The sequence below is a fragment of the Variovorax guangxiensis genome, assembly GCF_003952165.1.
GTDB classification, from domain to species: domain Bacteria; phylum Pseudomonadota; class Gammaproteobacteria; order Burkholderiales; family Burkholderiaceae_C; genus Variovorax; species Variovorax guangxiensis.
Map to the genome: position 1 here is coordinate 170,619 of NZ_RXFT01000001.1, position 21,101 is coordinate 191,719.

The 21,101-nt window shown below is 66.5% G+C and carries 22 protein-coding genes and 1 tRNA gene; 15 read left to right on the top strand and 8 right to left on the bottom strand.

What is annotated here, in order from left to right; genetic code table 11:
* The first annotated feature begins 37 nt into the window (after nt 1–37).
* Nucleotides 38–451 (top strand): gamma-glutamylcyclotransferase family protein, encoded by a 414-nt coding sequence (locus EJP67_RS00810; protein WP_126018427.1) that lies wholly within the window; start codon nt 38–40, stop codon nt 449–451.
* 206 nt (nt 452–657) lie between these two features.
* On the top strand, nt 658–1,989 hold the full coding sequence (aceA, locus tag EJP67_RS00815; protein WP_019653316.1) for an isocitrate lyase: 1,332 nt from the start codon (nt 658–660) through the stop codon (nt 1,987–1,989).
* 73 nt (nt 1,990–2,062) lie between these two features.
* Here aceA and EJP67_RS00820 read toward each other — a convergent pair whose 3' ends face one another.
* Nucleotides 2,063–3,025 (bottom strand): GlxA family transcriptional regulator, encoded by a 963-nt coding sequence (locus EJP67_RS00820; RefSeq protein ID WP_126018429.1) that lies wholly within the window; start codon nt 3,023–3,025, stop codon nt 2,063–2,065.
* Between the two features lie 118 nt (nt 3,026–3,143).
* Here EJP67_RS00820 and EJP67_RS00825 point away from each other — a divergent pair, with 118 nt between their 5' ends.
* The 11 genes from EJP67_RS00825 to EJP67_RS00875 all read left to right on the top strand — a co-directional run bounded on the left by EJP67_RS00825 (nt 3,144) and on the right by EJP67_RS00875 (nt 12,316).
* Nucleotides 3,144–3,455 (top strand): putative quinol monooxygenase, encoded by a 312-nt coding sequence (locus tag EJP67_RS00825; RefSeq protein WP_126018431.1) that lies wholly within the window; start codon nt 3,144–3,146, stop codon nt 3,453–3,455.
* 221 nt (nt 3,456–3,676) lie between these two features.
* Nucleotides 3,677–5,584 carry a threonine--tRNA ligase gene (thrS, locus tag EJP67_RS00830; RefSeq protein ID WP_126018433.1) on the top strand — a complete coding sequence of 636 codons (1,908 nt, stop codon included), beginning with the start codon at nt 3,677–3,679 and terminating at the stop codon, nt 5,582–5,584.
* Between the two features lie 101 nt (nt 5,585–5,685).
* Nucleotides 5,686–6,315, top strand: coding sequence for a translation initiation factor IF-3 (infC, locus tag EJP67_RS00835; protein ID WP_126018435.1), 630 nt, complete (start codon nt 5,686–5,688; stop codon nt 6,313–6,315).
* Nucleotides 6,316–6,480: 165 nt separating this feature from the next.
* Nucleotides 6,481–6,684, top strand: a complete 204-nt coding sequence (rpmI, locus tag EJP67_RS00840) for a 50S ribosomal protein L35 (protein WP_126018437.1) — start codon at nt 6,481–6,483, stop codon at nt 6,682–6,684.
* Nucleotides 6,685–6,708: 24 nt separating this feature from the next.
* Nucleotides 6,709–7,068 carry a 50S ribosomal protein L20 gene (gene rplT / locus EJP67_RS00845; protein ID WP_007832499.1) on the top strand — a complete coding sequence of 120 codons (360 nt, stop codon included), beginning with the start codon at nt 6,709–6,711 and terminating at the stop codon, nt 7,066–7,068.
* A 112-nt stretch (nt 7,069–7,180) separates the two neighbouring features.
* Nucleotides 7,181–8,257, top strand: coding sequence for a phenylalanine--tRNA ligase subunit alpha (gene pheS / locus EJP67_RS00850; protein ID WP_126018439.1), 1,077 nt, complete (start codon nt 7,181–7,183; stop codon nt 8,255–8,257).
* Nucleotides 8,258–8,296: 39 nt separating this feature from the next.
* Entirely contained in the window at nt 8,297–10,738 is a 2,442-nt protein-coding gene (gene pheT / locus EJP67_RS00855; RefSeq protein ID WP_126018441.1) for a phenylalanine--tRNA ligase subunit beta, read from the top strand.
* 5 nt (nt 10,739–10,743) lie between these two features.
* Nucleotides 10,744–11,115, top strand: a complete 372-nt coding sequence (locus EJP67_RS00860; protein WP_126018443.1) for an integration host factor subunit alpha — start codon at nt 10,744–10,746, stop codon at nt 11,113–11,115.
* Between the two features lie 65 nt (nt 11,116–11,180).
* The gene (locus EJP67_RS00865; RefSeq protein ID WP_126018445.1) at nt 11,181–11,639 is read left to right on the top strand and encodes a MerR family transcriptional regulator; all 459 of its coding nucleotides are present in this window, start codon (nt 11,181–11,183) and stop codon (nt 11,637–11,639) included.
* A 26-nt stretch (nt 11,640–11,665) separates the two neighbouring features.
* Nucleotides 11,666–11,742: transfer RNA gene (locus EJP67_RS00870), tRNA-Pro, on the top strand.
* A 307-nt stretch (nt 11,743–12,049) separates the two neighbouring features.
* A complete protein-coding gene (locus EJP67_RS00875) occupies nt 12,050–12,316 on the top strand; it encodes a hypothetical protein (protein ID WP_126018447.1) in 267 nt (88 codons plus the stop codon).
* A 244-nt stretch (nt 12,317–12,560) separates the two neighbouring features.
* Here EJP67_RS00875 and EJP67_RS00880 read toward each other — a convergent pair whose 3' ends face one another.
* Nucleotides 12,561–14,351: a cytochrome c biogenesis protein DipZ gene (locus EJP67_RS00880; protein WP_126018449.1), complete on the bottom strand. Its 1,791-nt coding sequence runs from the start codon at nt 14,349–14,351 to the stop codon at nt 12,561–12,563.
* A 128-nt stretch (nt 14,352–14,479) separates the two neighbouring features.
* Nucleotides 14,480–15,868, bottom strand: coding sequence for an ATP-binding protein (locus EJP67_RS00885; RefSeq protein WP_126018451.1), 1,389 nt, complete (start codon nt 15,866–15,868; stop codon nt 14,480–14,482).
* A 244-nt stretch (nt 15,869–16,112) separates the two neighbouring features.
* On the opposite strand from EJP67_RS00885, the gene EJP67_RS00890 reads away from it, so the two are divergent.
* Nucleotides 16,113–16,856 (top strand): response regulator, encoded by a 744-nt coding sequence (locus EJP67_RS00890; protein WP_126018453.1) that lies wholly within the window; start codon nt 16,113–16,115, stop codon nt 16,854–16,856.
* 29 nt (nt 16,857–16,885) lie between these two features.
* Nucleotides 16,886–17,143, top strand: coding sequence for a putative hemolysin (locus EJP67_RS00895; RefSeq protein ID WP_126018455.1), 258 nt, complete (start codon nt 16,886–16,888; stop codon nt 17,141–17,143).
* Between the two features lie 13 nt (nt 17,144–17,156).
* On the opposite strand, the gene EJP67_RS34095 is transcribed toward EJP67_RS00895, so the two are convergent.
* The 5 genes from EJP67_RS34095 to EJP67_RS00915 form a co-directional block, all read right to left on the bottom strand.
* Nucleotides 17,157–17,282, bottom strand: a complete 126-nt coding sequence (locus tag EJP67_RS34095) for a hypothetical protein (protein ID WP_276312228.1) — start codon at nt 17,280–17,282, stop codon at nt 17,157–17,159.
* Between the two features lie 20 nt (nt 17,283–17,302).
* Nucleotides 17,303–17,893 carry a thioredoxin family protein gene (locus EJP67_RS00900; protein ID WP_126018457.1) on the bottom strand — a complete coding sequence of 197 codons (591 nt, stop codon included), beginning with the start codon at nt 17,891–17,893 and terminating at the stop codon, nt 17,303–17,305.
* 161 nt (nt 17,894–18,054) lie between these two features.
* Nucleotides 18,055–19,014 carry a Bug family tripartite tricarboxylate transporter substrate binding protein gene (locus EJP67_RS00905; RefSeq protein ID WP_126018459.1) on the bottom strand — a complete coding sequence of 320 codons (960 nt, stop codon included), beginning with the start codon at nt 19,012–19,014 and terminating at the stop codon, nt 18,055–18,057.
* Between the two features lie 23 nt (nt 19,015–19,037).
* Nucleotides 19,038–19,916 carry an amidohydrolase family protein gene (locus tag EJP67_RS00910; protein WP_206169433.1) on the bottom strand — a complete coding sequence of 293 codons (879 nt, stop codon included), beginning with the start codon at nt 19,914–19,916 and terminating at the stop codon, nt 19,038–19,040.
* 3 nt (nt 19,917–19,919) lie between these two features.
* Nucleotides 19,920–21,101, bottom strand: a complete 1,182-nt coding sequence (locus tag EJP67_RS00915) for a CaiB/BaiF CoA transferase family protein (protein WP_126018461.1) — start codon at nt 21,099–21,101, stop codon at nt 19,920–19,922.

Genomic DNA, 21,101 nt, shown 5'->3' on the forward strand with positions numbered 1-21,101 from the left:
GACGACGTGTTGTTGTGAAGGAAGGAGTGCGCTTTCGATGATGCCCCACGTTTTTGTCTACGGCACGCTGCGCAGCGGCGGACGCAACGACATCGCGCGCTATCCGCCCGCGCCGAGGTTCATCGGCCAGGCGTGCATCGCCGGCACGCTGCTCGATCTGGGCGCCTATCCGGGCATCGTGCTCGGTGGTGAAAGGCGGGTTAAGGGCGAGGTCTACGCCATCGAGCCCGCGGTGGAAGCGGCGCTCGACGTGCTGGAGGAAGTGGCGGACGACGATTCCGGCGAGTACATCAAGCGGCAGGTGCGCGTGGAGGCGAATGGGCAGTGGTTCGATTGCCTGGTCTATGAGATCCACCCGACACGCATCGCAGGGCTTGAAGTGATCGAAAGCGGCGACTGGATCGCCCATGCGGCACGCAGCGACGCCGCATTTTCACAACCGAAAGATTGATTGCGCATTACGGAATGTGCGCCTGCTGCGCCGCAATATTTTTTCTCGATATGGGAAAAATGATTCTGCATTGAGAAATATATCCGTAAGTTGTTGATTTAATTGGTGCAAAAATATGTCTTCTATAAGACATAAGAGTCCGCAGCGGAGTTACAGTAACTCCACGGCCGCAGCGCCAATCCTTCAATCAACCTCACGGAGTGACCATGCCCCAGACCCTCACTGAACAACTGAGCCGCGAACAGCAGATCGCCGCACTCGAGAAAGAATGGGCCACCGACCCCCGCTGGAAGGGCGTCAAGCGCGGCTACAGCGCGGCCGACGTCGTGCGCCTGCGCGGTTCGTTCCCCATCGAGCACACGCTGGCCAAGCGCGGTGCCGAGAAGCTCTGGGACAAGATCAACGGCGGCGCCAAGAAGGGCTATGTGAACGCTTTCGGCGCGATCTCCGCCGGCCAGGCGATGCAGCAGGCCAAGGCCGGCCTCGAGGCCGTGTACCTGTCGGGCTGGCAGGTCGCCGCCGACGGCAATACCTCCGAGACGATGTACCCCGACCAGTCGCTGTATGCCTACGACTCGGTGCCGACGATGGTCCGTCGCATCAACAACACCTTCCGCCGTGCCGACGAGATCCAGTGGGGCCGTGGCATCAACCCGGGCGACAAGGAATTCATCGACTACTTCCTGCCCATCGTGGCCGACGCGGAAGCCGGTTTCGGCGGCGTGCTCAACGCTTTCGAACTGATGAAGAACATGATCACCGCCGGTGCCGCCGGCGTGCACTTCGAAGACCAACTCGCCGCCGTGAAGAAGTGCGGCCACATGGGCGGCAAGGTGCTGGTGCCGACGCAGGAAGCCTGCGAAAAGCTGATCGCCGCGCGCTTCGCCGCCGACGTGCTGGGCGTGCCGACCATCGTCCTGGCCCGCACCGATGCCGAAGCCGCGAACCTGATCACGTCCGACCATGACGCCAACGACAAGCCGTTCCTGACCGGCGAGCGCACGCAGGAAGGCTTCTTCCGCGTCAAGAACGGCCTGGAGCAAGCCATCAGCCGCGGCGTGGCCTACGCGCCCTACGCCGACCTGGTGTGGTGCGAGACCGGCGTGCCCGACATCGGCTTCGCCCGCGAATTCGCCCAAGCCGTGCACGCCGCCTGCCCGGGCAAGCTGCTGTCGTACAACTGCTCGCCTTCCTTCAACTGGAAGAAGAACCTCGACGACAAGCAGATCGCCTCGTTCCAGGAAGACCTGTCGGCGCTGGGCTACAAGTACCAGTTCATCACGCTGGCCGGCATCCACGTCAACTGGTTCAACACCTTCCAGTTCGCCCATGCATACGCTCGCGGCGAAGGCATGAAGCACTACGTGAACATGGTCCAGGAACCCGAGTTCGCCGCACGCGACAAGGGCTACACCTTCGTGTCGCACCAGCAGGAAGTGGGCGCTGGTTACTTCGACGACGTGACCACCGTGATCCAGGGCGGTTCGTCCAGCGTGAAGGCGCTGTCGGGTTCGACCGAGGAAGAACAGTTCCACTGATCCGACGGACAGTTTTCGCTGTCACTTTCAGCCCGGCCTCGTGCCGGGCTTTTTTGTTTCCGCTGCAGCGAGATCAGGCCTCGAGCCGCACTTCGCGTACGCCGCGTCCCAGCCGCTGGCGCAGCAGGGTGCGCAGCGTGACGCCGTCGGCATAGCCGACCATGCCGGCGATCTGCTCCAGGCTCTTGTCGCTGGTCTTGAGCAGGTGCACGGCGCGCTCGACACGCAGGTCCTGCACGTACGAGAGCGGGCTCTTGCCCAGCACCTGCTGCATGCGGCGGGCCAGCGTGCGCTTGCTTGTTCCCGCGGCCAGCGCCGCCTCGTCGAGCGAGAAGCCCTCGGCCAGCCGGCCGCGCGCCCAGCGCTCGAAGCGCTCGACCAGCGGATCGGAGTGCGAGAGATGGTCGGAGATCACGTAGGCCGACTGCGACGGGCGCGAGTCGACGATCAGGTAGCGCGCCACCAGCGTGGCGAGCTCGGGGCTGGCCTGGCGAACGATCCACAGTGCCAGGTCGACATGGCTCAGTGCGGCGCCGGCGGTGACCAGATGGCCCGAGCTGACCAGCATGCGCGAGTCTTCCAGTTGCACGCCGGGGTAGCGCTGGCGGAACAGCGTGGCGAGCCACCAGGTCGTGGTCGCCTTGTGCCGGTCGAGCACGCCCGACTCGGCGAGCACGAAGGTGCCGATGCAGGCGGCGGCCACGTTGGCGCCTCGATCCGAGCGTTCGCGCAGTGCGGCGCAGGCGTCGCGCACGTCGGGGCGGGCTAGGGCGGGCTCCAGCGTTTCGGGCATCTTGCAGCCCAGCGCGGGAACGATCAGCCAGTCGGCCGTGCCGGCGCCGAGCGCGCGGGCGACCGGCACGGCGAAGCCCTGCGAGGTCCGCACGCGCTTGCGGACGCCCCTCACAACGACTTCGAAGGGCGCCACGTCGAGCTGCAGCATGGCTGTGAGTTCGTTGGCAGTGGTGAAAACGTCGAGCACGGTGGACAGGCCGGTGTCGAACACGCCATCCAGGGCGAGTATGTCGAGTTTCATGGCCATAACGATATCAAAGATGTCAAAAACGCCAATGGCTACAGAGGCGGCGGCTGCCTAGAGTTCATGCCAACGCCGCGCAATGTCGCGCGCCGTTCAACACTCAGGAGATTGACCCATGATCAAGTACGCACTGTTCGCCCGCCTCGAAGCCAAGCCTGGCAAGGAAAGCGATGTCGAGAAGTTCCTGGAGGCCGGCCTTGGGATGGCCCGTGACGAGAAGACCACGCCGATCTGGTTTGCGCTGCGCCTGTCGCCGACCACCTTCGGCGTGTTCGATGCTTTCGAGAACGAGGCCGCCCGCCAGGCCCACCTGACCGGTCCGATCGCCCAGGCGTTGATGGCGAAGGCCCCTGAGCTGTTTGCCGCGCCGCCGTCGATCGAACCGATCGAAGTGTTGGGACTGAAGAACACTGCGGCCTCGTCCTGAGCGGGCAGCGGCTAGAATTGCCGGCTCTGCACTCCAACAAGAGCGAGAAAGGCACCTTGGTTATGACACCGCGAACTACCCGGCAAGGTTTCGGCGGCTTTTTCTTCACCGAAGGAAAAGGCCGGTAGCCCCGCGCTCGCTGGTTTTCGCCAGCTACACAACCAAGCAAAGCGCGGTCATCCACCGCGCTTTTTTGTTTTTCTCACCGAGGTTTTCCCAAAATGATCCAGATCACGCTCCCCGACAACTCGCGCCGCGAGTTCCCTGGCCCGGTCTCGGTGGCCGAAGTCGCCCAGTCCATCGGCCCCGGCCTGGCCAAGATGACGGTGGCCGGCAAGGTCGACGGCCGGCTCGTCGATGCCAGCGACGTCATCGACCATGACGCGAAGCTGCAGATCATCACGCCCAAGGACGAAGAGGGCCTGGAGATCATCCGCCACTCGACGGCCCACCTGGTCGGCCACGCGGTGAAGCAGCTCTACCCGACGGCCAAGATGGTGATCGGGCCCGTGATCGACGAGGGCTTCTACTACGACATCGCCTACGAGCGCCCGTTCACGCCCGAGGACATGGCCGCCATCGAGGCGCGCATGCGCGAGCTGATCGCGCAGGACTACGACGTGATCAAGAAGATGACGCCGCGCGCCGAGGTCATCGATGTCTTCAAGTCGCGCGGCGAGGACTACAAGCTGCGCCTGGTCGAGGACATGCCCGACGAGCAGGCCATGGGCCTGTACTACCACCAGGAATACGTCGACATGTGCCGCGGCCCGCACGTGCCGAACACGCGCTTCCTGAAGGTCTTCAAGCTCACGAAGCTGGCCGGCGCCTACTGGCGCGGCGACGCCAAGAACGAGCAGCTGCAGCGCATCTACGGCACGGCCTGGGCCGACAAGAAGCAGCTCGACCAGTACATCCAGCGCATCGAGGAAGCCGAGAAGCGCGACCACCGCCGGCTTGGCAAGGAGCTCGACCTGTTCCACATCGACGAAGTGGCGCCGGGCGTGGTGTTCTGGCATCCGAAGGGCTGGGCGATCTGGCAGGCGGTGGAGCAGTACATGCGTGCCATCTACCGCGACACGGGCTACTGGGAAGTGAAGGGGCCGCAGATCCTCGACAAGAGCCTGTGGGAGAAAACGGGCCACTGGCAGAACTACCGCGACAACATGTTCACGACGGAGTCGGAAAAGCGCGAGTACGCGCTCAAGCCGATGAACTGCCCGGGCCACGTGCTCATCTTCAAGAGCGACCTGCGCAGCTACCGCGACCTGCCGCTGCGCTACGGCGAGTTCGGCCAGTGCCACCGCAACGAGCCCAGCGGCGCGCTGCACGGCATCATGCGCGTGCGCGGCTTCACGCAGGACGACGGCCATATCTTCTGCACGGAAGACCAGATCCTCGACGAATGCATTGCCTACACGGCCCAACTGCAGAAGGTCTATGCCGACTTCGGCTTCACGGACATCCTCTACAAGGTGGCGACGCGTCCGGAGAACCGCGTCGGCTCCGACGAGCTGTGGGACAAGGCCGAGCATGCGGTGATGGAGTCGCTGCGCCGGTCGGGCGTCGACTTCGTCATCGCGCCGGGCGATGGAGCCTTCTACGGCCCGAAGATCGAATACACGCTGCGCGATGCCATCGGCCGCCAGTGGCAGTGCGGCACGATGCAGGTCGACTTCAACACGGCCGAGCGCCTGGGTGGCGAATACGTGACGGAATCGAGCGGTCGCGCGCACCCCGTGATGCTGCATCGCGCGATCGTCGGCAGCCTGGAGCGCTTCATCGGCATGCTGATCGAACACCACTCCGGCGCAATGCCCGCATGGCTCGCGCCGGTGCAGGTTGCGGTGCTGAATATCAGCGAAGGGCAGGCGGATTACGCTGCTGAAGTTGCGAAAACGCTGCAAAATCAAGGGCTTAGGGTCCAGCTCGACCTGCACAACGAAAAGATTACGTATAAAATACGGAAGCATTCGTTGCAAAAGCTCCCTTACATCGTTGTCGTGGGCGACAAGGAAAAGGAAGCAGGTGCCGTCGCAGTGCGCGCCCGGGGCAATCAAGACCTCGGTGCAATGTCCCTCGAATCGTTCGTGCAGCGGCTCGTTCAGGATGTTGCCGACAAGCGTTGATTTGTCCTCGAAACACCCCACATGTTTCCCTGCCAAATCGTGCCGCTTGTCCGCGAGGGCTGAGCGGCGTTCGCTACAGATTTTGTAGCAAATTTTGAAGGATTCTGACCATCGCTACTGCATTCCGCGACCGCCGCCACCGCGAGGAACGCCAACACCGCCTGAACCGGGAAATCATGGCCCCGGAAGTCCGCCTGATCGGCCCGGATAACGAGCAATTGGGTGTCGTGAGTCTTGCAGAGGCTCTACGCCTTGCCGGTGAGCAGGACGTGGACCTGGTAGAGGTCGTCGCGGCGGCCAACCCGCCCGTGTGCCGCCTGATCGAGTACGGCAAGTTCAAGTACCACGAGCAGAAGAAGGCGGCCGAGGCGAAGTCGAAGCAGAAGGTCATCGAGGTCAAGGAAATCAAGTTCCGGCCCGGTACCGACGATGGCGACTACAACATCAAGATGCGCAACATCCGGCGCTTTCTTGATGAGGGTGACAAGTGCAAGATCACGCTTCGCTTCCGCGGCCGCGAGATCACGCACCAGGAACTCGGCCTGGCCCTGCTGCAGCGCATCCGCGACGAGCTGGGCGACTCGATCATCGTCGAGCAGTTCCCGAAGCTCGAAGGCCGGCAGATGATCATGATGATCGCGCCGGGCCGCAAGAAGCCAGGCGGCGGTGGGCAGCAGAAGCCGGCAGCCGATGCCGGCGCCGCTCCGGCAGCGACGCCCGCTGCGGCCTGATGGGCCGAAAGCTGGAGCCGCGTTAGAGAGGTTTTGAAGGGATTTCGTCATTGCCCGCATTTCGAAAGAAATGCAGGCGAGGGCGGGATGAAGAAGTGTCTCGGGGCCAACAAGTCCGTGGAGCATCCATGGCGCCTCACGAGCACAAACTAAAGGAGCATTCACATGCCCAAAATGAAGACCAAGAGCAGCGCGAAAAAACGTTTCCGCGTTCGTCCCGGTGGCACCGTCAAGCGCGGTCAAGCCTTCAAGCGTCACATCCTGACGAAGAAGACCACCAAGAACAAGCGTCACCTGCGTGGTGCAGTCGCAGTGCATGAAACCAACATGGTTTCTGTCGCCGCCATGCTGCCCGGCCGTAGCATCTAACTCAGACGAACAAGGAGTACACACATGCCTCGCGTCAAACGTGGTGTAACGGCTCGCGCCCGCCACAAGAAAGTTCTCGCACTCGCCAAGGGTTTCCGCGGTCGCCGCGGCAATGTCTTCCGCGTCGCCAAACAGGCGGTGATGAAGGCAGGCCAATACGCCTACCGTGACCGCCGTACCAAGAAGCGCGTGTTCCGTCAGCTGTGGATTGCGCGTATCAACGCCGCCTCGCGTGAACTGGGCCTGACCTACAGCCAGTTCGCCAACGGCATCCGCAAGGCCGGTATCGAGATCGACCGCAAGATGCTTGCGGACATCGCCGTGCACGACAAGGCCGCTTTTGCCGGCATCGTGGAGCAGGTCAAGGCCAAGCTGGCTGCTTGATTCTGCACAGCGGGGCGCTGCCTTCGGGCAGCTTCCTGCGCCCACGGCTCAAGGGCTGGCGCTTGAAAAGGCTCCAGCTCTTTTTTATTTCCCCTCGAAGATTTTTGTTGCTATGAACGAGTTGGACTCCCTGGTCGACACCGCACGTGCCGCCTTCGCCGAAGCGAAGACACCCGCCGAGCTTGAAAACGCCAAGGCCCAGTTCCTCGGCAAGTCGGGCCGCATCACCGAGCTGATGAAGGGCATGGCCGCGCTGAGTGTCGAAGAGAAGAAGTCCCGCGGCGCCGCCATCAACGTCGCCAAGCAAGCCATCGAAGCCGCGCTGACCGACCGCCGCCAGCAGCTGGCCGACGAGGAGCTCTCGCTGCAACTGCGTGCCGAGGCGCTCGACGTGAGCCTGCCCGGCCGCCGCCGCATTTCGGGCGGCCTCCACCCTGTGAGCCGCACCCTGGAGCGCATCGAAGAGATCTTCTCCAGCATGGGCTTCGACGTGGCCGACGGCCCCGAGATCGAGAGCGACTGGCACAGCTTCACCTCGCTCAACAACCCGCCGAACCATCCTGCGCGTTCGATGCAGGACACCTTCTACGTCGACCTGAACGGCGACGACGGCATCCCCTACAACCTGCGTCCGCACACGAGCCCGATGCAGGTGCGCTACGCCCACCAGCACATCAAGAAGTACGCCGCCGAGTTCGCCGCGGCCGCGGCCGACACCACCGGCGCCGTGAAGGCGCCCGAGATCCGCGTGATCGCCCCGGGCCGCACCTACCGCGTCGACAGCGACGCCACCCACTCGCCCATGTTCCACCAGTGCGAAGGCCTGTGGCTTGGCGAGAACGTGAGCTTCAAGGACCTGAAGGTCGTCTTCACCGACTTCTGCCGCACCTTCTTCGAGCGCGACGACCTCGTGCTGCGCTTTCGCCCGAGCTTCTTCCCGTTCACCGAGCCGAGCGCCGAGATCGACATCCAGTTCGCGAGCGGCCCGCTGGCCGGCCGCTGGCTCGAAGTGTCGGGCTCGGGCCAGGTGCACCCGAACGTGGTGCGCAACATGGGTCTCGACCCCGAGCGCTACATCGGCTTCGCCTTCGGCATGGGCCCCGACCGGCTCACGATGCTGCGCTACGGCGTGAACGACCTGCGCCTCTTCTTCGACGGCGACCTGCGTTTTCTCTCGCAGTTCCAGTAAGCACCCCATCACAGAAAAAACCAGATCGAGATCGAAGAGATGCAATTCCCGGAATCCTGGCTGCGCGAGTTCTGCAACCCGCCCATCGACAGCGCCGCACTGGCCGAAACGCTCACCATGGGCGGCTTCGAGGTGGAAGAGCGCCGTCCGGTGGCGCCGCCTTTCACGCGCATCGTGGTCGGCGAAATCAAGGAAGCCGTGCAGCACCCGAATGCCGATCGCCTGCGCGTGTGCCAGGTCGACGCGGGGCAGGGTGCCCTGCTGAACATCGTGTGCGGCGCGCCCAATGCGCGCGTCGGCATCAAGGTGCCGTGCGCGCTGGTCGGCGCCGAACTGCCGCCGGGTGAGGACGGCAAGCCCTTTCTCATCAAGCTCGGCAAGCTGCGCGGCGTGGAAAGCCAGGGCATGCTGTGCTCGGCGCGCGAACTGCAGCTGAGCGAAGACCACGGCGGCCTGCTCGAGCTCGACGCCGATGCGCCCATCGGTGCCGACGTGCGCGACGTGCTCAAGCTCGACGACATGCTGCTCACGCTGAAGCTCACGCCCAACCTGGCGCACGGCCTCAGCGTCTACGGCGTGGCACGCGAGCTGGCCGCTCTCACCGGCGCGCCGCTCAAGACGCCCGAGATCGCACCGGTCGCCACCTCGTTCGCCGACGTGCTGCCGGTGAAGGTCGAGGCCGCCGAGCTCTGCGGCCGCTTCTCGGGCCGCATCATGCGCGGCGTGAACACCAAGGTCGCGACGCCGGCCTGGATGGTCGAGCGCCTCGCGCGCTGCGGCCAGCGCAGCGTGACGCCGCTGGTCGACATCTCCAACTACGTGATGTTCGAGTACGGCCAGCCCAGCCACATCTTCGACCTCGACAAGATCCACGGCGGCCTCACGGTGCGCTGGGGCAAGCCGGGCGAGCAGCTCAAGCTGCTCAATGGCAACACGATCACCGTCGACGACAAGGTCGGCGTGATCGCCGACGACCGCGAAGTCGAGTCGCTCGCCGGCATCATGGGCGGCGATGCCACCTCGGTGTCGGACGACACGCGCAACATCTACGTCGAAGCCGCCTTCTGGTGGCCCGAGGCCGTGCAGGGGCGTTCGCGCCGCTTCAACTTCTCGACCGACGCGGGACATCGCTACGAGCGCGGCGTCGATCCGAGCCGCACGGTCCAGATCATCGAGCGCATCACGCAGCTGATCGCCGAGATCTGCGGCGGCCAGGCCGGCCGCATGGACGACCAGACGCTGAGCGTGCCTCAAGCCGTGCCCGTCACGCTGCGTGTGGCGCGCGCCTCGCGCGTGATCGGCATGCCGCTGACGCAGGCCCAGTGCGCCGAGGCGCTGAACCGCCTCGGCTTCGCCATCACCGAAGGCGAAGGCACGCTGACCGTGACCCCGCCGCCGCACCGCTTCGACCTGCTGATCGAGGAAGACCTGATCGAGGAGGTCGCGCGCCTGATCGGCTTCAACAACCTGCCGACCACCGCGCCGCTCGCGCCCATCACCGCGCGCGTGCGTCCCGAGGCGCAGCGCAGCCGCTTCGCAGTTCGTCGCAGCATCGCCGCGCTGGGCTACCAGGAAACGATCAACTTCAGCTTCGTCGAAGCGCACTGGGAGCAGGACCTGGCCGGCAACGCCAACCCCGTGAAGCTGCTGAACCCCATCGCCAGCCAGATGAGCGTGATGCGCTCTTCGCTGATGGGGTCGCTGCTGCAGGTGCTCAAGTTCAACCTCGACCGCAAGGCGCCGCGCGTGCGCGTGTTCGAGCTGGGGCGCGTGTTCATGCGCGACGACAGCGTCGTCACCACCGACAGCACCGTGCGCGGCGTGAGCCAGCCGATGCGCGTGGCGGGCCTCGCATGGGGCGACGCCGACGAGGCGCGCTGGGACGGCAAGCCGCAGCGCATCGATTTCTACGACGTGAAAGGCGACGTCGAGGCGCTGCTCGCGCCGCTGCGGCCCGTCTTCGAGGCGGCCGAGCATCCGGCCCTGCACCCGGGCCGTTCGGCACGCGTGCTGGTCGACGGCAAGGCCATCGGCTTCGTCGGCGAACTGCATCCGCGCTGGCGCCAGAAGTGGGACTTCGCGCAGGCGCCCGTGCTGTTCGAACTCGACCTCGACGCCGTCACCGCGCGCCTCGTGCCCGTGGCGCAGCCGGTGCCCAGGCACCAGGCCGTCGAGCGCGACATCGCCGTCGTGGTGGCCGAGGCGGTCACGCACGACGCGCTGATGCAGGCCATCCGCTCCACCGCAGCGGCCAAGGGCCTGCTGCGCGACGCCGTGCTGTTCGACATCTACCGTCCGCAGCCGCTGCGCGACGGTGCGGTGGCCGCCGCCGGCGCGCTGGCGCAGGGCGAGAAGAGCATGGCGGTGCGCCTGAGCTTCCAGAGCGACAGCGCCACGCTGACGGACGAGCAGGTCGAGCCCGCTGTCCGCGCGATCGTCGAACAACTGGGCGCCAAGCTCGGCGGCCGCTTGAGGGGGTGATGAGAATGAACGCTGCCGAATTCACGCTCGAGGCTCTGGAAACGCCTGCGCTCACCAAGGCGCATCTCGCCGACCTGCTGTTCGAGCAGATCGGCCTGAACAAGCGTGAGTCCAAGGACATGGTCGAGGCGTTCTTCGAGCTCGTGGCCAACAGCCTCATCGAAGGCACGGACGTGAAGATCTCGGGCTTCGGCAACTTCCAGATCCGCGTGAAGGCGCCCCGGCCCGGGCGCAATCCGCGCACAGGCGAAGCCATTCCGATCGGCGAGCGCCGCGTGGCGACGTTCCATGCGAGCGCCAAGCTCAAGGAGCAGATTCACGGAAGCATCGATCAAGGCGGGACATCCGAAGTCGAGTGGAGCCTCGGCTCCGAATAAGTGCTTGGTGCTGCGCGGCCGCGTAGAGTAATCTCTGAGGTTTCCCGCGCACAGTCTTGATTTCAATGGAGAAAACGCTCCCTCCGATCCCCGTCAAACGCTACTTCACCATCGGTGAGGTCGGCGAGCTGTGCGGCGTCAAGCCGCACGTGCTGCGTTATTGGGAGCAGGAGTTCACGCAGCTGCGCCCGATGAAGCGGCGCGGCAACCGCCGCTACTACCAGCACCACGAGGTGCTCATGATCCGCCGCATCCGCGATCTGCTCTACGACCAGGGCTTCACGATCAGCGGCGCGCGCAACAAACTGCAGGAACTGGTGCAGGGCGAGCGCGACCGCCGCAAGGCGGGCGAAGTGCCGCTCGAAGGCGTGGAGGCCATCGAGATCGACCAGGAGGAGTTCGACGCCACCATCGTCGAGGATTCGCCCGCGTCCGCAGCCGTGCAGACGGCCGATCTTTCGCAGCTGCTGCACCTTCGTCGCGAACTATTTGAAATTCGTGAGCTGCTGACCGTCGGGCGCTGAATTTCCAAGGCTATAATCGAGAGCTTCGGTGTGTGGCGCAGCCTGGTAGCGCACTTGCATGGGGTGCAAGGGGTCGAAGGTTCGAATCCTTTCACACCGACCAAAGTCAGTAGATGGAACAACGGCTTACGCTCAAAAGGCGTAAGCCGTTTTTCTTTGGGCCCCCCGATCGCCGCGGCCAAAAAAAAGCTCACCCAAGGGTGAGCTGAAGGACCCCGTTCTCGCATGGGGTCGGAGGGAGGAGCCCGCCGGAGGGAGGCGGGCAAGGCGATGATCGCGACCAATCTGGGAGACATCGAGGACGAGTCGCCTGTTTCGGGGCTCTCGTGCGGCGATTCCGAAGAAATGCGGACGCCCCGGAATTAGTTCCTTTGTTTGCTGTGCCTTCGCGCCTATCCTTCGCGCCCAACATGAATCCCGCACAGCAACTGCAACTCCTCGTCGACCTGCCCGATGGCTGGTCCAGCCGCATCGACATCAAGCGCACCACCAACGGCCGTTACGCCGGCGTTGCCGAACTGAATCTGCGAGGGCTCAGGCGCGGCGTGCTGGTCTTCATGCAGCAGCCCACGCTGGAAGCCGCGCTGCAGCGCGTGCGGTTGCGGGCCAGCCAGTTCGCAAGAGAACGGCTCGTCTCGCAGGACGCGCCGTCGAAGAGGGGGGCGAGGCCCGCCTGAAGAAGCCGCGTCGGGAGGTTGGTGTTTCCTATCCCGCGGATGAGGATTCCCAACCCACGAAGCGTCGCTCCTGCGGCACCATCAGGCGTCACTCCCACTCCAGGATCACGCCATGAAAGCATTCAGAAGACTCGTCGGCGGCGCCATCTCCATCGCCGGAGCCGTGGTGCTCATCACTCAGCATCTTTAGCATCCTTCGCATCTTCAGGCAGCAGGGAGATGAGCGCTGCCCCGCCGTCCATCATCAGCCGAATGTGAACGCGTAGGCCTGCGCGCCCGCGTCCAGAAACTCGATCTCGAACAGTCGGTCCTTCACGTCCGACGTCTGTCGCACCAGCTGATAGAGCCGCTGCCCGTCGATGACGCCGTTGCCTTGCGCGTCGGTGTCCGTGCCATGGTCAGTGAGCGGCGGCGCGCCGTCGATCCGTACCCTGAAGCGCACCGGCTTCCCGTCCGCCGATGGCCCGAGCACCAGGTGCAGGTCGCGCGCGTGGAAGCGATAGGCGATGCGGCCGTTTGGCTGCACCAGCACCGCACGCTCTCCTTCCACCTTCCACTCGCCGGCCAGCGTCCACTGATTGATGCGCAGCGCCGAAACCCCTGAATAGACCCGTGCGCGATCATTCGAGATGCCACCGGGCGACGCGAAGTTGCGCGCCTGCCCGTACCCCAGGTAGGTCTCGCCCGAAAGAGCCGGCTCCGCGGCTGCCGCAGCTTGCGTGCCCTTGCCCTCGGGCGAGACAAGTGCCCGCGAATCAACCGGCCTGCCGCCTTCCGCCAGCAGTTGCTGAATGGCCTGCTCCGACTTCGCATACTGCCCCTCGCCGAACTGGTGGTGCCTGATGCGCCCCTGCGCGTCCACGAGATAGAAGGCCGGCCAGTACTGGTTGCCGAAGGCGCGCCAGATCGCGTAGTTGCTGTCGACGGCCACCGGGAAACCGATGCCCAGGTCCTTGGTCGCGCGGCGCACGTTGGCCGGCTGCTTCTCGAACGCGAACTCCGGCGTGTGGACGCCCACCACCACCAGCCCGGCGTCCCTGTACTTCTCGGCCCACGCGCGAACGTAGGGCAGGGTGCGCAGGCAGTTGATGCAGGAGTAGGTCCAGAAGTCGACCAGCGCGACCTTGCCGCGAAGGCTCTCTGGCGTGAGCGGGGTCGAGTTGATCCACTCGGTGGCGCCTGCGAGCGACGGGAGCATGCCCTCGTCGGGCAGCGTCAGCGAAGGCCTCTTGGGCTCGGGCTGCGTCGACGTCAGCATCAGGCCGCCGGGGTCGACGGATGCCTGCGGCGCGGACACAGGCTGCTGCGACGGCATCGGCATGCCGATCCTCTCCACCAGGGCCTTCTCCAGCGCCGAGGTCGTGCCGATCGACAGCTGCGCGAGCAGCCCCGTGTCCAGCCCCGACGCGATGGCCGCCACGCCCGCGAGCACCGCCACGCCGGCCACGCGGCGAGCCCATTCGCCCGCGTGCAGCGACCCCTTCATCGCCGAGAACACTCGCCCGCCGAAGAGCAGCGCCGCCGCCAGCGAGGTGCACGCGCCAGCCGCATAGGCCAGCAGCAGCAGCGAGGTGCCGACGCTCGCGCCGTTGAGCGCCGCACCCGTCAGGATCAGCCCCAGGATCGGCCCCGCGCAGGGTGCCCACAGGAATCCGGTGCCGATGCCCAGCAGCAGCGGCGAGAACACCGACGCCTTCGCGTCCGTCGCCGGCCCGGACAGCCGAAGCCCCAGCGCCACCAGCGGCCGGGTCAGCCGATCGGCCACCGAGGGAAACAGCAGCGTCACACCGAACAGCGCCAGCAGCGCGATCGCCGTATGGCGCCCGTACTCGTTGAGCGCCACGACCCAGCCGCCGCCCACGGCCGCCAGCGTGGCGACGGCCGAGAACGCCAGCGCCATGCCCAGCAGCATCGGTAGGCCGTGCGAGCGGAACGGCCGGTCGGCGCGCGCGAACACGAAGGGGAGCACGGGCAGGATGCACGGGCTCAGGATGGTGAGCACGCCACCGAGGTAGGCAACGATGAGGAGGAACATGGTCGGATTCCTGTCGGTGAATGTTGTCGATGAATGGCTGAAAAGAAAAGTCGGAGGCGAGCGGGGGCCTTCGCGGTCTCGCCATGCGAGCCGCTTCTTCGTCGGTCAGTGATTGGGGGGGCGGCGGCTCAGTCCGGTGGCACGGCCGCGTTGGTATTCATGGTCAGCCGGGCTTCCAGCCCGCCTTCGTCCCGGTTGCGCAGCGTGAGCTCCGCGCCCATTGCCGTCGCCAGCTGCTGGGCGATGGCCAGGCCGAGACCGGTGCCGCCGGTGTTGCGGTTGCGCGAGCCCTCCACGCGGTAGAAGGGCTTGAGCACGTTCTCCAGCTGGTCGGGCGGAATGCCGGGGCCGTTGTCGATCACGGCCAGCGTGAGCCGGTTGCCGCCGGCATCGGCACTGGCATGCACCTGCAGCCGCACGTCGGTGCCGAACTTCAGCGCGTTGTCGATCAGGTTCGTCAGGATGCGGCGCAGCGCGTTCGGCCGCGTCACCATGGGCTCGCCCACGCGGCCCTCGAGCAGCACCTGCTGCCCCGAGTCCTCGTAGTCGGCCACCATGCTCTCGAACAGCGCGTCCGCGTCGATGCGTCGCGGCGGCTCGGTGGCGCCGTGCAGGGTGCGCGCGTAGGTCACACCCTCGCGCACCAGGGCGTGCATGGCGTCCAGGTCCTGGCGGAACTTGTCGCGGTCTTGGCCGTCGTCCATCAGGTCGGTGCGCAGCCGCATGCGGGTGATGGGCGTCTGCAGGTCGTGCGAGATGGCCGCGAGTATCTCCACCCGCTCGGCCATGTAGCCGGCAATGCGCTTCTGCATCGCGTTGAAGGCGCGGGCCGCGTGCCGCACCTCGGTCGGTCCTTCCTCGGCCAGCTGCAGGCCCTTCAGGTCGGGGCCCAGCTCGTCGGCCGCGTCGGCCAGCTGCGCCAGCGGCCGCGTGACCAGCCGCACCGCATACCAGGCGCACACCGCCAGCACCAGCAGCTGCACCCACAGCAGCCACATCACCCAGCTCGACACCGGCATGTCCACGCGCCGCGCATGCACGATCACCGAGGAGCCGTCCGACAGCCGCACCTGGATCTGCAGACCCTGCGGCGGGCTGCTCACCTGGCCGATCTTCACGATCTCGAAGGGGCGCATCGCGTCGGCGATGGCGGTCGCGAACTGCTGCGTCGAAGCCGTGTCGGGCGCCTTGCCCTGTGCGTTCCCGCCGAGCACGAAGTGGTAGTTGCGCCGCTCCAGCCGCGCCAGCCAGCCCTCGCGCTCGGCGGCGGGCAGCCGGTCGAGGATGGCGACCGAGCTGGCGATGTCGCGCTCGATGCCGATCATCATCAACTCGCGCATCGCGATGCCGCGCTCGTAGCCGATGGCCATGAAGGTCAGCAGCTGCGCGATGGCCAGCCCGACGACGATGATCAGCGTCACCCGCGAGAACAGCGAGCGCGGCAGCAGGCGGCGCAGGCCCGTGGCGGGGGAGGCCGGGGCGATGTCGGCGGGAAGGCTGGCGGCGGAAGTAGGCATGGGCAGGTTTATAGACCCGCTTGCGCCTCGCGGCGCGGCGCTTTGTATTCCAGTGTGTTGGGCGGCGTGGCCCGACATACAACATTACCCGCCACACCCGGGCCGCAGCCGTGGCGCCGGCCGGGCAACATAGTGTGGCCGGCCCGCCCGCGGGATACACGGGAATACAAAACCGCCCGATCCGGCGCCCGTCCGGGCTACATTGCACCTGCCCGCTTTTCCTCGGGCGCCTCGCCGCACCGCCATGAACATCGCCAAGACCTCCGACCACATCCTCATCGTCGACGACGACCGGGAAATCCGCGAACTGCTCTCCACCTACCTGGTCAAGAACGGCCTGCGCGTGGTGACGGTGCCCACGGGGCGGCACATGCGCGCGGCACTGGAGGAGTCGGGGCCCTTCGATCTCATCATCCTCGACCTGATGCTGCCGGGCGAAGACGGCCTCACGCTGTGCCGCGACCTGCGCACCGGCAAGTACAAGGCCACGCCCATCCTGATGCTCACCGCGCGAAGCGAGGAGGCCGACCGCATCCTCGGCCTGGAGATGGGCGCCGACGACTACCTGGCCAAGCCGTTTTCCGCGCGCGAGCTGCTGGCGCGCATCCGCTCGGTGCTGCGCCGCACGCGCATGCTGCCGCCGAACATGCGCTCCACCGAGTCGGCCTCGAGGCTGGCCTTCGGCGACTGGCAGGTCGATACCACCGCGCGCAACCTGATCGACGACAGCGGCGTGATGGTGGCGCTCAGCGGCGCGGAGTACCGGCTGCTGATGGTGTTCCTCGACCATCCCCAGAAGGTGCTGAGCCGCGACCAGCTGCTGAGCCTCACCCAGGGCCGCGAGGCCGAACTCTTCGAGCGCTCCATCGACCTGCTGGTGAGCCGCCTGCGCCAGCGTCTGCGCGACGATGCGCGCGAGCCGCGCTACATCAAGACGGTGCGCAGCGAGGGCTACGTCTTCTCATCGGCCGTTGAAGCGCTGGACTGAGCCGCAAGCCGCGGGCCTAAACTCGCGAAATGATCAAGCCACTGTTCCTCCCGGCGGGCGCGCTTCTTTCGCTTCTGCTGGTCACCGCGTGTGCCCAGCCCGAGCCACCCCGGCCCGCGCCGCCGCCGGTCGGCATGGCGAACCCGGCGTCGGTCTACTGCAAGAGCCTCGGGGGCAAGACGCTCCTCAGGTCGAACGACAAGGGGCAGTACGGCATCTGCGAGCTTCCGGATGGCAGGCAGATCGAGGAGTGGGAGCTCTACCGCCGGAATCATCCAGCGAAGTAGGGCGGTTTCAGCCTCACTTCGACGGCTTGCGCGAGCCGTCTTCCCGTCTGGACGAGATGCATTGGCAGCTCACCGGATTGCGGATTTCATGCGCGACGCCGCCCGCGAAGAAGAGCAGGGCGAGCCAGAGTTTCTTCATGTCTGCTGCTCCGCGCGGCTTCAGGTTCCCGAAGGAGCCGCAGTGGTGGCGGCGGGCGCAGGCTCGGCCAGCAGCGCCTGGATCTTCTTCTCCGTGGTCGCGTAGCTGCCCTCGCCGAAGTGCGAGTAGACGATCTTCCCCTGCTTGTCGATCAGGTACACGGCGGGCCAGTACTGGTTCCTGAAGGCCTTCCAGGTGCCGTAGCTGTTGTCCTGCGCAACCGCGTGCCTGATCTGCAGGCGCTCGATGGCGTCCTTCACGTTCTTCGTCGACTTCTCGAAGGCGAACTCCGGCGTGTGCACGCCGACCACCACCAGGCCCTTGTCCTTGTACTTCTGGTTCCAGTCCTTCACGTAGGGAAGGTGGTTCAGGCAGTTGATGCAGGTGTAGGTCCAGAAGTCGACCAGCACCACCTTGCCGCGCAGCTCGCTGAGCTTGAGCGGCTGCGAATTGAGCCAGTTGTCGATGTTCTGGAATTCGGGCGCCGGCGCCGCCTCGCTGGCGGGAATGTCGCCGCCGAACGGCGATGGAGCGGCGAAGGTCAGCGTGAGGGCGGCCGCCGAGGCGGCGATGGCGACTGCGAAATAGAGGGCGGAAGAGCGAAAGCGCATGGCGGTTCCTTCGGAAGAGTGACGGACGTTCGTCTGTGAACGGAGCCGATTCTTCGCCGGGCCGCCTGCGCGCGCAGCGGATTGCGTATTCCTCTGTATCTGCGGGACGCTGCCCGCACACTACGTTTCACACCCGTTTCACACTCCGCCGGGCGCGAGGGTCAATCGACCCTGATGTTGCGCGCGCGGACCAGCGCGCTCACCCTGCCGGTTTCGTCCTTCACGAACTTAGCGAAGGCCTCCGGCGTGGTGCCGGCCGGTTCCAGGCCGAGCTGCAGCAGCTTCTGGTTCACTGCGGGGGCGTTGACGGCGGCCTGCACCGCCTTGCCCAGCTTCTGCACGATATCGGCCGGCGTGCCCTTGGGCAGGAACACGCCGTTCCACTCGACCACGTTGTAGCCCGGCAGGCCCGACTCGGCCAGCGTCGGCACATCGGGCAACCCCGGCACGCGCTTGCTGGAGCTCACGCCCAGCGCGCGCAGCTTGCCGCTCTTCACGTAGCTCAGCGTAGAGGCCACGTTGCCGAAGTAGGCCGACACCTGCTCGCCCATCACGTCGGTCAGCGCGGGCGCGCCGCCCTTGTAGGGCACGTGCATCAGGTTGATCTTCGCCTGCTCGTTCAGCGCCTCGCCCGCCAGGTGCGAGCCGGTGCCGCCGCCCGCAGACGCGAAGCTCAGCGTGCCCGGGTTCTTGCGCGCGTAGTCGATGAACTCCGGCACCGTCTTGTAGGGCGCAGTCGCGGGCACGACCAGGATCTGCGGCGCGGTGGCCACCAGCGACACCGGAATGAAGTCCTTCGCCGCGTCGAAGGGCAGCTTGCGCAGCGAGGGGTTCACCGAGAACGCCGAGGCGTCGTACAGCACGGTGTAGCCGTCTGCCGCGGCCTTGGCCACGTTGTCGGCACCGATCACGCCGCCCGCGCCCGGCTTGTTGTCGATCACGATCTGCTGGCCCAGCGCGGCGCTCATCTGCTGCGCGACGATGCGCGCCGTGTTGTCGGCGCCGCCGCCTGCGGCATACGGCACTACCATGCGGATGGGCTTGTCGGGCCAGGCGGCCCAGCCAAGCAGGGGAACGGCGCAGGCCAGGGCGGCGATGGATTTCAGGAGTCGCTTCTTCATCTCGATGTCTCGGGTCTTGGGGTTCAGGAAAAGTCGTAGAGCCGTGCCGGGTTGTCGACGAGCACGCGATGGCGCGCGGCCTCGTCGGGCACCCAGCGGCCCAGCAGGTCGAAGAGCTGCGCGTCGTCGGGCTTGGCCGTGCGCTCCGTCGGGTGGGGCCAGTCGCTGCCCCATACGACCCGCTCGGGCGCCTGCGTCGCCCAGGCCCTGGCAACGTCGATGGTGTCGGCATAGCCGCCTTCGGCGCCGGCTGCGGAGTCGAGGTAGGCGCCCGAAAGCTTGATCCAGGTGCGGCCGTTGTCGAGCAGCCGGCTCACCACCCGGTATGCGGGGTGCGAGAGCCTATCGGGCTGCGGCAGCCGCGCGAGATGGTCGAAGACCACCGTGCAGGGCAGGCGATCGAGCAGCGCCGCATGCGCCGCGATCTGGTCGGCGCTCCAGTGCAGCTGCACGTGCCAGCCGAGCGCATGAACGCGATGGGCCAGCGGCTCGACCATGGAGAAGTCCGTCGCCGCGTTCGTCGAGGTGTACAGCGTGAAGCGGATGCCCCGGATGCCGCCCTCGTGCAGCTGCTTCAGCTCGGCATCGCTCACCTCGGGCCGCACCACCGCCACGCCGCGCGTGCGGTGCGCGCCCAGCGCCCGGATGGCATCGAGCGTCACGCTGTTGTCGGTGCCGTGCACGCGCGGCTGCACGACGACCGTGCGCTGCGTGCCGTTGCGCTGCTGCAGCAGGCGGTAGTCGTCGGCGGTGGCGTTGTCCAGCATGGCATCGGGCGAGCCGTACATCGGAAAGCGGCGGTCGTACACGTGGATGTGCGCGTCGCATGCGCCCTCTGGCGCCGCGATGGCCGGCTTGCGCGTGCCGGCGCTGTGGGGCACGGCGATCATCTCGTCGGGCATTTCTCAGTCGTCCGCGCGTCGCCTGGCCAGTACGGCGGCCGTGTGCTGCCCCAGCGTCGGTGCGGCAAAGGGCTCGGGGCCGGGCGTGCGGCCGAAGCGCACCGGGCGGGTGAAGCCCCGGTACGAGCCCAGCGTCGGGTGCGGGAAGTTCGCCACCATGTCCTCGGCCCGCACCTGCTCGTTGTCGAACATGTCTTCCACGGTGCGGGCGGCGGAGCAGGGCACTTCCTCGCCGAAGATCTCTTCCCATTCGAGCGCGCTGCGCCCGGCCAGCGCCGCGCGCAGCTTCGGCACGATCTCGGCCGCGTGCTGCGCGCGCTTGCGCACCGAGTCGTAGCGCTCGTCGGCCGCGAGCTCGGGCAGGCCGGCCTTGGCGCACAGCGCCTGCCAGAAGTGCGGCGTGTTGGCCGAGATGTAGATGTGCCCCTCGCGCGTCGGGTGGATGCCGGTGATGCCGCCGGAGCGCATGTCGCGCCCCACGTCCTTCGGCTCGCCCTCGGCCCACACCATGCGCGCCGACTGCATCGTGAGCGCCGAGCGCAGCAGCGACACGCCCACGAACTGGCCTTCGCCGCTCTTTTCGCGCTCGTACAGCGCCGAGGCGACGCCCGCGGCCACCAGCGCGGCCGCGTAGTAGTCCACCACAGAGCCGTAGATGATCTCGGGCGGCTCTCCGCGCTTGCCCTGCAGCGCGCACATGCCGGTCATGGTCTGCAGCACCTGGTCGTAGCCGGCCTTCTCGCGCAGCGGGCCGGTTTCGCCGTAGCCGGTGACGGCGCAGTAGATGAGCCGCGGGTTCACCGCCTTCAGCTGCTCGTAGGCGATGCCCAGCCGCGGCGGCACGCTGGGCCTGAAGTTGTGCACCAGTACGTCGGCGCCGCGCACCAGCTCCATCAGCGCGGCCAGGTCCTCGGGGTTCTTCAGGTCGAGCACCGCGCCCAGCTTGCTGCGGTTCACGCCGATGAAGGCTCGGCTCTCGGCCTCCAGCGTCGAGGGGTACTTGCGCAGGTTGTCGCCCGTGGGCGGCTCGATCTTGATGACCTCCGCACCCTGGTCGGCCAGCAGCGAGCAGCCGTACGGGCCCGCGATGTAGGCGCTCAGGTCGAGCACGCGCAGGCCGCTCAGCGGCCCGGCGGGGCCCTGGCGCTCCGGCAGGCGCGTGTTCTCAGGGGCGGTGTGGCTCAT